At 69.2% G+C, this 10,632-nt stretch carries 10 protein-coding genes and 1 riboswitch; of the genes, 6 read left to right on the forward strand and 4 right to left on the reverse strand.

The features are described 5' to 3' along the window. From M4D77_RS22105 to M4D77_RS22115, 3 genes are all read right to left on the reverse strand, one after another. A partial coding sequence (locus M4D77_RS22105; RefSeq protein WP_259937415.1) for an adenosylcobinamide-GDP ribazoletransferase occupies positions 1–604 on the reverse strand: 604 nt, incomplete at its 3' end. A gap of 17 nt (positions 605–621) precedes the next feature. Continuing rightward, a complete protein-coding gene (cobT, locus tag M4D77_RS22110; protein WP_259937416.1) occupies positions 622–2,490 on the reverse strand; it encodes a nicotinate-nucleotide--dimethylbenzimidazole phosphoribosyltransferase in 1,869 nt (622 codons plus the stop codon). A gap of 3 nt (positions 2,491–2,493) precedes the next feature. Beyond that, complete coding sequence (locus tag M4D77_RS22115; protein ID WP_058253102.1) at positions 2,494–3,183, reverse strand: DUF3043 domain-containing protein; 690 nt, start codon at positions 3,181–3,183, stop codon at positions 2,494–2,496. A gap of 225 nt (positions 3,184–3,408) precedes the next feature. On the opposite strand from M4D77_RS22115, the gene M4D77_RS22120 reads away from it, so the two are divergent. The 4 genes from M4D77_RS22120 to M4D77_RS22135 all read left to right on the forward strand — a co-directional run bounded on the left by M4D77_RS22120 (position 3,409) and on the right by M4D77_RS22135 (position 6,677). Next, the gene (locus M4D77_RS22120) at positions 3,409–4,491 is read left to right on the forward strand and encodes a glycerate kinase (RefSeq protein WP_259937420.1); all 1,083 of its coding nucleotides are present in this window, start codon (positions 3,409–3,411) and stop codon (positions 4,489–4,491) included. A 216-nt stretch (positions 4,492–4,707) separates the two neighbouring features. After that, positions 4,708–5,067: an iron-sulfur cluster assembly accessory protein gene (locus tag M4D77_RS22125; RefSeq protein WP_259937417.1), complete on the forward strand. Its 360-nt coding sequence runs from the start codon at positions 4,708–4,710 to the stop codon at positions 5,065–5,067. 176 nt (positions 5,068–5,243) lie between these two features. After that, positions 5,244–6,221 (forward strand): carbohydrate kinase family protein, encoded by a 978-nt coding sequence (locus tag M4D77_RS22130; RefSeq protein WP_259937418.1) that lies wholly within the window; start codon positions 5,244–5,246, stop codon positions 6,219–6,221. A 65-nt stretch (positions 6,222–6,286) separates the two neighbouring features. Further along, a riboswitch (guanidine-III (ykkC-III) riboswitch) is annotated at positions 6,287–6,353 on the forward strand. A gap of 9 nt (positions 6,354–6,362) precedes the next feature. Next, complete coding sequence (locus M4D77_RS22135; RefSeq protein WP_068972093.1) at positions 6,363–6,677, forward strand: multidrug efflux SMR transporter; 315 nt, start codon at positions 6,363–6,365, stop codon at positions 6,675–6,677. Positions 6,678–6,732: 55 nt separating this feature from the next. Here the strand turns inward: M4D77_RS22135 and asnB are convergent, their stop codons facing one another. Next, entirely contained in the window at positions 6,733–8,658 is a 1,926-nt protein-coding gene (gene asnB, locus M4D77_RS22140; RefSeq protein WP_065630051.1) for an asparagine synthase (glutamine-hydrolyzing), read from the reverse strand. Positions 8,659–9,061: 403 nt separating this feature from the next. On the opposite strand from asnB, the gene M4D77_RS22145 reads away from it, so the two are divergent. Next, positions 9,062–10,159 carry a cytochrome c oxidase subunit II gene (locus M4D77_RS22145; protein WP_259937419.1) on the forward strand — a complete coding sequence of 366 codons (1,098 nt, stop codon included), beginning with the start codon at positions 9,062–9,064 and terminating at the stop codon, positions 10,157–10,159. Positions 10,160–10,161: 2 nt separating this feature from the next. Continuing rightward, positions 10,162–10,578 (forward strand): cytochrome c oxidase subunit 4, encoded by a 417-nt coding sequence (locus M4D77_RS22150; protein WP_058253080.1) that lies wholly within the window; start codon positions 10,162–10,164, stop codon positions 10,576–10,578. Positions 10,579–10,632 lie beyond the last annotated feature (54 nt).

Below are 10,632 nucleotides of genomic sequence, written 5' to 3' on the forward strand. Positions count from 1 at the left end.
CGGACAGTCCGAGCGGCACGGTTGCGAGCAGGGCCACCACGAACCACGCGGCGACCGAGGAGCGCTGGGTCCCCGCGACCAGGGCGCCGAAACCGTTGTGGTGGGCCGGTTCCAGGGACCGCCGGGTGCCGACGACTGCGCCGAACCGCCCGAGGGCGATCGCGAAAACGAGGTCGTACCAACGAGACCCGTTCGCGAGCGCGGCGAACCCGGTCGACTGCACGGCGAGTGTGAGGACAAGCGTCGCGACGCCGAACGGTCCGACGGTGCCGCTGCGCATGACCTCGGTGACACGATCGGGCGGCCCGTAGCACCCGAGTCCGTCCGCGGTGTCGGCGAGCCCGTCGAGGTGCATGCCCCGGGTGGCGACGCCGAGCAGCACGACGATCAGCACGCCCGCCGTGACCGCCGGGAGGTCGGTCTGCGCGAGCCCGAAAGCCAGTCCTGCCGACGCCGCGCCCAGGGCGGCGCCGATCGCCGGGACCGACGCCATGACCGCCGCTCCCAGCTCCCGGTCGGGTGCGGAAGCGCCTGCGTGACCACCGACGGGTACCACCGTGAGCCAGCTGAACGCGGTGCGCAGCGCCCGGATCGGCGAGATCATCTCGGATCGGTTCGGCGTCAGGTCGTCTGGACGGTGGCGTGTTCGGCCTCCCGGTCGGACACCCCCGCCTCGTCGAAGGTGGCCATCGAGCCGAGCAGGTCGGCGGCGGATTGCACGATCGGCAGTGCCAGGACGGCACCGCTGCCTTCGCCCAGGCGCATCGAGAGGTCGAGTACCGGAACGAGATCGAGGTGGTCCAGCGCGATCTGATGGGCGGGTTCGACCGACCGGTGTCCGGCGATCCACCAGCGCATCGCCCCCGGTGCGAGTTCGTTGGCGACCATCGCCGCGGCGGTGATCACCACGCCGTCGAGAATGACCGGCGTCCGACGCAGCGCCGCTTGGGCGAGGAAGCCGACGGTGGCGGCGAGATCGGCGCCGCCGACGGCGGCGAGCAGCGCGAGGGGGTCGTGGATGACCTTGCGCGCGCGACGCATTCCGTCTCGGATCGCGGCCGTCTTCCGCATCCATCCGGCGTCGTCGACGCCGGTGCCGCGGCCGACGATCTCGACCGGCTCGCGCCGGGTCAGCGCGCCGATGAGGACGGTCGCCGGGGTGGTGTTGCCGATGCCCATCTCGCCGGCGATGAGCAGGTCGGTGCCCGAGTCGACGAGGTCGTCGGCGATGGCGCGTCCGGCGGCCAGCGCCTCACGTGCCTCGGCGAGGCTGATGGTGTCGGTGGTGCGGAGGTCTTCGCTGCTGCGACGGACCTTGTACCGCGACAGTTCCGGCGGGGTGTCGGCGTCGACGGACATGTCGACGACCTTCACCGCGGCGCCGACACGGCCCGCCATCACGTTCACTGCGGCACCCCCCGCGGCGATGTTGGCGACCATCTGCGCGGTCACCTCGGGTGGGAACGCCGACACGCCGCCGCGTGCGACACCGTGATCGCCGGCGAAGACGACGACGGTGGGGGAGATGAGTGGCGCGGGCGGACACTGCCCCTGGCATGCGGCGATCCAGACGCCGATCTCCTCGACGCGGCCCAGCGACCCCGGCGGCTTGGTGAGTACCGCCTGCCGTTTCCGCGCATCCTGCGCGACCGCCTCGTCCGGCGGCGCGATCGGTGCGAACACCTCGGCGTCCGTGGGGTCGGGCCGGGGCCGTTCCGAGACACCCACGCCCGCAACAGGTTCGGGTGCTGCGCCGAAAGTGGTTGCCACCGCGGCCGCCGCTGCTGTGCTCGGCGGCGTCGCGGTCGGGTCGTCGGAGGTGGACGGAGTCGTCGTCGGGGTGTCCGATGCCGGGGTGGCCGAAACCGGGGCGTCCGACGCCGGGTCCGCGTTGCCGGCCGGGTCCGCGCCGGCTGTTGCATGCGGGATTCCGGACTCGTCGGCGGGAGCTCCGGCGGGGAGGTGCAGGACCCGGCCGGCGACGACGAGATCGACACGCTCGCACACCTCGGCGACCCGGACGTTGAGGGTCCCGAGCAGGTCTTGGAACACCCGGCCGGCGGGGGTGGGCGGTACGAGCGAGAGGCCGGCTTCCGGGCTGATGATCACGAAGTCGGCCGACATCGCGCGCAGGGCATCGCACAGGTCGTCGATCCGGCCGTCGAGGTCGATCTCCGAACCCGAGGTCCAACCGTGGACGGCGTCGATCTGCGCGGTGAGCCAGTTGCCCAGGTCGTCGACGAGGGCCGGGATGTCGGGCGCGGCGCGCAGGGCCTGGCCGAGATCGGTCGTCTCGATCGTCGTGTACCGGTCGTCGCGGCGTTCGCGATGGAGCCGGACCCGGTCCATCCACTCCCCGTCGGAGGACGTCAGCGGGCCCGTGGCCAGGTAGCGGATCTGACGGTGGCCGTCGAGCAACGACTCTCCGTGCGCGGACTTACCCGAGCGCACGCCGCCGAGGACGAGGGTGCGCGCTGCGCGATCGGTCATCGATCAGACTTCGTCGCCCGGCGAGACCATCGGCTTGGGGGCGCGCATCTTGCGCAGCTGCATCGCGCGCGTGAACGCGTACCAGCCCAGCTTGAAACCGCCGTCGCTGGACTCGGGGAAACGTTCGGCGACCCGCCGATTGACCATGCGGCCCAGGATCACACCGTCGGCCGCCATCAGCACGACGAAGGCGACCAGGATCAGGTTGGTCAGCGCCGCTGCCTGCGGGACCAGGAACATCAACACGATCAGCAGGATCGCGAACGGCATGAACAGCCCGGCGAAGTTGCGTCGGGCGTCGACGATGTCGCGGGTGTAGCGCCGCGAGGCGCCCTTGTCGCGCGGCATCAGGTAGGCCTCGTCGCCGGCCATCATCCGTTCGCGCTGCTGGAGCCGCTTCTCGCGGCGCTCGGCGGAGAGTGCGCGCTTCTCCTCTTTGGAGAGCGTGGACTTCAGTTCCTTCTTGCGGGCGCGCGCCTCGGCGCGGTTCGTCGGGGGCGGTGCGACGGGACCGCGTCGCTTGTTCTCGGCCTGTCGGCGAGACGGCGTCGGACGACCCTTGCCCGGGGTGTACTTGCTGCCCTTGGTGGAGGGCGCGACGTCGGTGCCGGACTCGTCGTCGGCGGTGTAGGTGGAGACCGAGCTGTCGCCGGAATCCGCCTGGGTGTCGTCCTTCTTCCATGGCAGCTTCACGCTGTAGAGCCTAGGTGATCGATGTTGCGAGACAAACGCGTGGTCGTCGCTTTCGGGTGGTCACCCGGCGTACTCGGCATCCGCGGCGTCGCGCGCTGGCTCGCCGATCCGCCTTGCGTCGATGTCGCGCTGCCGGGTCGGGTTCGGCCACTTACACTCCGTGCTCATGACCGGGAACGGCGCGAAGCGCGGTGGAGCACCCACGGGGCCGACGGCGGGATCCCGGTGCGGATCCTGATCGCGCCGGATTCGTTCGGTGACACCATGTCCGCAGTGGTCGCGGCTCGGGCGATCGCCCGGGGATGGCGTGCGGCACGGCGCGGGGACGAGCTCGTCGTGGCTCCGCAGTCGGATGGCGGACCCGGCTTCGTCGACGTGCTCGCCTCGCGGTTCGGGACCGTGATCGCCGAACCGGTGTCCGGTCCGCTCGGGGCGGGGGTCATCGCGCGATGGCTTCTCGACGACGCGTCGACCGCATACATCGAGTGCGCCCAGGCATGCGGTCTGCACCAGCTGGGCGGGACGCCGACGCCGCGGACGGCGACGGCAGCCGATACCCGCGGAGTCGGCGAGCTCGTCGCGGCGGCGCTGGCGCGCGGGGCCGAGCGGATCGTGATCGGGCTCGGCGGCAGTGCGACCACCGATGGCGGCGCCGGCCTCGTGGCAGCCCTCGGCGGCGGCGACCGCGCCCGGGAGCGACTCCGGGGTGTGGATCTGGTGGTGGCGTCCGATGTGGAGAACCCGCTGCTCGGGCCGTCGGGAGCCGCCGCCGTCTTCGGTCCGCAGAAGGGCGCCGACCCGGAGACGGTCGAACTGCTCGAGACGCGCCTCGCCCACTGGGCACAGGTGTTGAGTGCGCTCGCCGACCGGGATGTCGCCGATGAGCCCGGCGCCGGCGCCGCGGGCGGGCTGGGTGCGGCGCTGCTCGCGCTCGGCGGTACCCGGGTGTCCGGTGCCACCGTCGTCGCGGAGGCGACCGGGCTGGCGGCCGAGGTGGCCGCGGCCGATGTCGTCGTCACCGGAGAGGGGAAGTTCGACGCCCAGACGCTCCGGGGCAAGGTGGTCGCCGCACTTCACGCCGCGGCCTCGACGATCGGCGCCCGGGGCGCGGGTGCGCCGACGATCGTCCTCGCGGGTCAGGTCGCGCTGGGCCTCGACGAGATCCGAGCGGCCGGTGTCGCGGCCGCGTACGCGATCGTCGACATCGCCGGATCGGTCGAGGTCGCGATGAACGATGCGGAGAATCAGCTCGTCGCGCTCGCGACGTCGGTCGCATCGGACTTCCGGGCGGCGGACCGTCCGGGCTGACCTCGGCGTTGCGCCGTGCCGCCGAATCGGGTGCCGACCTCCCGGAAACGCCCGTCCGACTGGACGGGAATACCACGGGGAGGAGTACGGTTGTACGCACGGGCACACCGGTCGACCTCCCGGCGAGCGGGTGAACCCCGAACGACCGTGAGGGCACACCCCAACCACGGCATCGGGCCACGATGCACCGGGACCACACCACTTACAGGAGCATCCATGACCGTGCAGAACGAAACGGGCACAGCCACGAGCACCGGCGTCATCCTCAGCGACGCAGCCGCGTCGAAGGCCAAAGCGCTGCTCGACCAGGAGGGCCGCGACGACCTCGCGCTGCGTATCGCCGTACAGCCGGGTGGTTGCGCGGGTCTGCGATACCAGCTCTTCTTCGACGACCGCACTCTCGACGGCGACATCACCACCGATTTCGGTGGCGTCACCCTCGCCGTCGACCGCATGAGCTCCCCCTACGTGCAGGGTGCCACCATCGACTTCGTCGACACCATCGAGAAGCAGGGCTTCACCATCGACAACCCGAACGCCACCGGCAGTTGCGCCTGCGGCGATTCGTTCAACTGACGCCGTACACGTCAGCAAGTTTCCGGTACCGGCCGCATCCCACTTGGGGTGCGGCCGGTGTCGTTTGCCGATGAGTGGGTAGCGTGGACACCTGTCTGCGTCATCACCTGTCCGGGTGAGGTGACCACCTGCTGGGTACATCCGTCGGGCAACCAATCGAAGGGTCGAGATCTCCAGTGGCAATCGTTGTGTGTGGGTCCATCGCAACCGACCATCTGATGAAGTTCCCGGGCAAGTTCTCCGAGCAGCTGCTCGGAGACCACCTCGAACACATCTCCCTCAGCTTCCTCGTGGAGGATCTCGTCGTTCGGCGCGGCGGTGTCGGCGGCAACATCTGCTACGCGATGGGTCAGCTCGGCGGTGCGCCCGTTCTGGTCGGCGCGGTCGGGTCCGACTTCCACGACTACCGCCAGTGGCTCGAAGCCAACGGGGTCGACTGCCGCGGCGTGCGGGTCTCGGAGACCCACCACACCGCCCGGTTCATGTGCACCACCGACGAGACAATGGCCCAGCTCGCCACGTTCTACGCCGGCGCGATGAGCGAGAGCCGCGAGATCGTGCTGTCCGAGGTCATCGCCGAGGTCGGGGCGCCCGACCTCGTCCTCATCGGGGCCGACGATCCGGCCGGGATGATCCGCCACACCGAAGAGTGCCGGGCCGCCGGTATCCCGTTCGCGGCGGACCCGTCGCAGCAGCTGGCCCGCCTCGACGGGGAGCAGACCCGCACGCTCATCGACGGCGCCGCCTACCTGTTCACCAACGAGTACGAGTGGGGACTGCTGCGCCAGAAAGCCGGATTGTCCGAGGCGCAGGTCGCGGAGATGGTCGGCGTGCGCGTCACGACGCTCGGCAAGGACGGCGTCGAGATCGTCGACCGCGACGGCACGCGCATCCACGTCCCCGTCGTGCCGGAAACGGAGAAGGTCGACCCCACCGGTGTCGGCGACGGGTTCCGCGCCGGGTTCCTGTCCGCGCTGGCGCGCGGACTCGACTTCGAGCGGGCCGCACAGGTCGGCTCGATGGTCGCGGTGCTCGTGCTGGAGACCGTCTCGACACAGGACTGGGCCTGGGACCCGGACTCGGCCCTGGCTCGGATCGAGGGCGCCTACGGCGCCGAGGCGGCCGCGGAGATCAAGGCGGCGTTCGCCGGCTGAGTCCGGTTCTCCGGGGTGGTGACGCGTCTGACGTTGCCACCCCCGCCCCGGCGTGAGACGTTGGAACGGAGTCCCGATCGAGGACTCCCGGACGAGGGGTGCTGTACCCGGTGTGCGACAAGACGGCCCGGAGGGAGCGTCATGTCGTGGATCGTTCTGATCGTGTCCGGTGTCCTGGAAGCCGTGTGGGCAACCGCGCTGGGCAAGTCGGAGGGTTTCAGCAAGCTGGGTCCGACGGCCGTGTTCGGGGTCGCGCTGGTCGCCAGCATGGTCGGACTGGCGTATGCGATGCGCGATCTGCCGGTCGGGACCGCCTATGCGGTGTGGGTCGGTATCGGCGCGGTGCTGACCGTCGTCTATGCGATGGCCACCGGTGAGGAACCGGTTTCGCTGCTCAAGGCGCTGTTCCTGGTGATGATCGTCGGCGGGGTCATCGGTCTCAAGCTCGCGCACTGACGCCGTCGCCACCGAAGCCGCCCCGGATTCGTGGGCGGCTTCGGTTGTCGGGGAATCAGACCCGCACGGGGTAGGTGTGGTCGATGATCTCCGGGACGATTGTGCCCTCGACGAAGATGCCGTGCCAGACCATGAACATCAGGACCGTCCAGAGACGACGGCTGTTGTCCACCACGCCTTCTCGGTGCTCGTTGAGCATCGCGACAACCGCGTCTTTGGCGAAGATGTGATCGGTCTGCGAATGCATGATCGTGTCGTGCGCCCAGTCGAACATCTCGGTGCCGGCCAGCCAGTGGCGGATGGGGACCGGGAAGCCGAGCTTCTTGCGATGCAGGACGTGCGCCGGGACGATCTGCTCCAGCGCCTTGCGCAACGCGTATTTCGTTGTGCCGTGCGCGATCTTCTCGTCGTGGGGGAGACCTTCGGCGATCGCGAAGACCTCCGGGTCGAGGAACGGCACCCGCAGCTCGAGGGAGTTGGCCATGGTGATCTTGTCGGCCTTGACCAGGATGTCCCCGCGCAGCCAGGTGAAGAGGTCCAGATGTTGCATGCGGGCCACCGGGTCCCAGCCCTGGCTCATCGCGTAGATCGGTGCGGTGACGTCGGTGTGGGTCCATTCGGGACGGTAGTCGCGCAGCACCGCGCGGAGCCGCGCGTCGTCGAAGCTGCGGGCGTTGCCGTAGTAGCGCTCCTCGAGCGTGAGCGACCCGCGGTGCAGCAGGCTCTTGCCGCGGGTCCCCTCCGGAATCCGCTCGGACACCTTGCCCGCCGCACGACGCAGCGCACGGGGCAGCCGGTCGAACGCGGCGAGGGACAGCGGTTCCTTGTAGATCGTGTAGCCGCCGAACAACTCGTCGGCGCCCTCGCCGGACAGGACCACCTTGACGTGCTTGCGCGCCTCGGCGGCCACGAAGTACAGCGGGACGAGTGCCGGGTCGGCGACCGGATCGTCGAGGTACCAGACGATCGACGGGATCGACTCGATGAACTCCGACGGCCCGACGACCTTCACGACATGCCGAGCGCCGATCGCCTCCGCGGACTCGGCGGCGACGTCGACCTCCGAGTAGCCCTCGCGCTCGAAGCCGGTGGTGAAGGTGATGAGGTCGGGGTTGTGCCGGATCGCGAGCGCCGCGATGGCCGTCGAATCGATGCCGCCGGACAGGAACGACCCGACCGTGACGTCGGCGCGCATGTGCTTGGCGACCGAATCGGCGAGGACGTCGGCGATCTCGTCGTAGCGCTTCTGCCGGGTGGCCTCGGTGACCGGGCGAACACCGAACTGCGGGGTGAAGTATCGCCGGATCGACAGGGGACTGCCCGGCGTGGCGGTCGCGTGGCAGCCCGACTCGAGCCGCCGGATCGACGCGTGGATCGTCTCGGGCTCCGGGACGTACTGCAGCACGGTGTAGTGCTCGATCGCGCGGGGATCGAGCTCGGTCGACAGCCCGACGCGTTCGATCAGCTCGAGCAGGCTCTTCTTCTCGCTGCCGAAGATCAGCCCGCCCGGGCCCGACGCCACGAACAGCGGCTTGATGCCGAACGGGTCGCGGGCGAGGAAGAGCGAGCGGTTCTCGGTGTCCCAGATCGCGAAGGCGAACATGCCGCGAAGCCGTTTGACCGCGTCGGGGCCCCAGTGGTGGAACGCTGCGACGATCGCTTCGCTGTCACCCTCGGTCCGGAACAGCACCCCCTCGTCCTTCGCCAGCTCGGCGCGAATCTCGAGGTAGTTGTAGATCTCGCCGTTGAACACCAGCGCGTAACGGTCGGGATTCTCGGGCGGGCCCCAGCGCAGCGGCTGATGCGAATGCTCGATGTCGATGATCGAGAGGCGATTGAACCCGAACACGATGTCGTCGTCGTGCCATGTACCGGGCTCGTCGGGTCCGCGATGCCGCATGCAGTGCGAGGCCACCGCCACCGGTTCGACGACATCGGCGGCCGTTCCGTCGGATGTCAGTAGGCCGAGCAGACCACACACGTCTCGTTCTCTCCGTTCAGTTGCCAGTCCACGCACGATTCCGACGCCGGGCCGGATCGCGTCCGAGTATGCCTGAAGCGGCGGGCGGAGTTCCTATGTGGCGCGGTGGGCCGTGCGAGCGAACGCGACTGTCGCGCGCGACCCGTGGGCGCCGGTGCGGGACCGAGGGAGGGGGACACGACGCCGATCGCGCCCCGATTCCGACAGCTTCCGCGGGTTGGTCTACGCTGCGTAGTACTAGGTGCAAGAATTGCTGTGTGTCCACAGCAAGACCTTGCCCCGTGCAGGTCATGTGGCATGCACTCACCTCGGCGCGAGGGCGCCGGTGAGCGAGCAGGAAGGCGTGAAATTGGCACACGGTGGACGGCCCCGAGCGAGGCGTGTCTCATCAGCGTCGCGGACGATGAAGCGACTCGGATTCGTCGCCGCTCTCGGCCTCGGCGCACTGCTGATGTCGGGTTGCAGCGCCAGTGAGGCGATGCGTTTCGGTTGGCCCGAGGGCGTCACGCCCGACGGCAAAGAGATGGTCGATCTGTGGACCTGGTCGGTCATCGCGGCGCTGGTCATGGGTGTCCTGGTCTGGGCGCTGATCTTCTGGACGATCACGTTCCACCGCGCGAACGACGCCAAGAAGGGCGTGTTCCCGCGCCAGACGGCATACAACGTGCCGCTGGAGCTCACCTACACGGCGATCCCGTTCGTCATCATCGCCGTGCTCTTCTACTTCACGGTCATCGTGCAGAACAACGTCGAGGGCAAGAACAACGACTCCAAGGTCGTCGTCGACGTCACCGCGTTCCAGTGGAACTGGAAGTTCGGCTACAACCAGGTCGAGTTCTCCGACGGCACCACCTACAACGGCTTCGAGCAGAACGGCAACCCGTTCGAGATCCAGGCGCAGACCGGTAGCGGCGCCGAGACCGAGCACGCCGGCAGCGACGAGGGCGGCGAGCACGGTGAGCTGCCCGGTCCGGCCGGCGGTCGTGACGACGACATCCGCGACTACCTGAAGTTCGACCGGATCGAGACGGTCGGCTCGTCGTCGGAGATCCCGGTCCTGGTGCTGCCGACCGGCAAGCGCATCGAGTTCAACATCGCCTCGGCCGACGTCATCCACTCGTTCTGGGTGCCGGAGTTCCTCTACAAGCGCGACGTCTTCCCGTTCCCCGAGCAGAACGCGACCGACCCGATCTTCCAGATCAAGTCGATCGACCGGACCGGCGCCTTCGTCGGCCGCTGTGCCGAGATGTGCGGTACGTACCACTCGATGATGAACTTCGAGGTCCGCGCCGTCTCGCCGGAGGACTTCGACAGCTACATCCGGTTCCGCGAGGCGAACCCCAGCGCCACCAATGCGGAAGCGCTCGCGTCGATCTGCCAGGCACCCGAAGCGGTGACCACGGTGCCGTTCGACACCCGCCGCGCGACCGACGGCTCCGTCGGTGCCACCGGTGATCCCGACAACCCGACCCTCGCCAACTGCACCAAGGAAGTGAGCTGACGATGAAGATCGAGGCACGCCTCTTCGAGATGCTGACCGCCTTCTTCTTTCTGACGGGCGTCGCATACACCCTCTTCACCGCGTTCACCAGCAAGGGCATCGAGTGGGTCGGCGTCGTCGGCCTGTTCTTCGCGGCCGGCCTGACGCTCATCGCGGGCACGTTCTTCCGGTTCGTCGCCCGGCGCGTCGAGATCCGTCCCGAGGACTACGAGGACGCCGAGGTCGAGGACGGCGCCGGGGAGCTGGGCTTCTTCAGCCCGCACTCCTGGTGGCCCATCCTGATCGCGCTCGGCGCCTCGACGTTTGCGGTCGGTTTCGCGACCGGCAACTTCTGGCTGGCGATCTTCGCGGCCGTGGTCATCATGGGCACCGCGGCGGGACTGGTCTTCGAGTACCACGTCGGCCCCGAGAAGCACTGAGCGACAGGCACTGACGCCGACGCCGCACGGCGCCGCGCACGCACCACGAGAGCG

Source organism: Gordonia sp. p3-SID1431 (assembly GCF_025143765.1).
GTDB lineage: Bacteria > Actinomycetota > Actinomycetes > Mycobacteriales > Mycobacteriaceae > Gordonia > Gordonia hongkongensis.

Excerpts from the sequence above, each read along its gene's own strand:
- cobT (WP_259937416.1), bottom strand. The coding sequence starts at position 2,490 with ATGACCGATCGCGCAGCGCGCACCCTCGTCCTCGGCGGCGTGCGCTCG.
- M4D77_RS22135 (WP_068972093.1), top strand. The coding sequence starts at position 6,363 with ATGTCGTGGATCGTTCTGATCGTGTCCGGTGTCCTGGAAGCCGTGTGG.
- M4D77_RS22125 (WP_259937417.1), top strand. The coding sequence starts at position 4,708 with ATGACCGTGCAGAACGAAACGGGCACAGCCACGAGCACCGGCGTCATC.
- M4D77_RS22145 (WP_259937419.1), top strand. The coding sequence starts at position 9,062 with ATGAAGCGACTCGGATTCGTCGCCGCTCTCGGCCTCGGCGCACTGCTG.
- M4D77_RS22150 (WP_058253080.1), top strand. The coding sequence starts at position 10,162 with ATGAAGATCGAGGCACGCCTCTTCGAGATGCTGACCGCCTTCTTCTTT.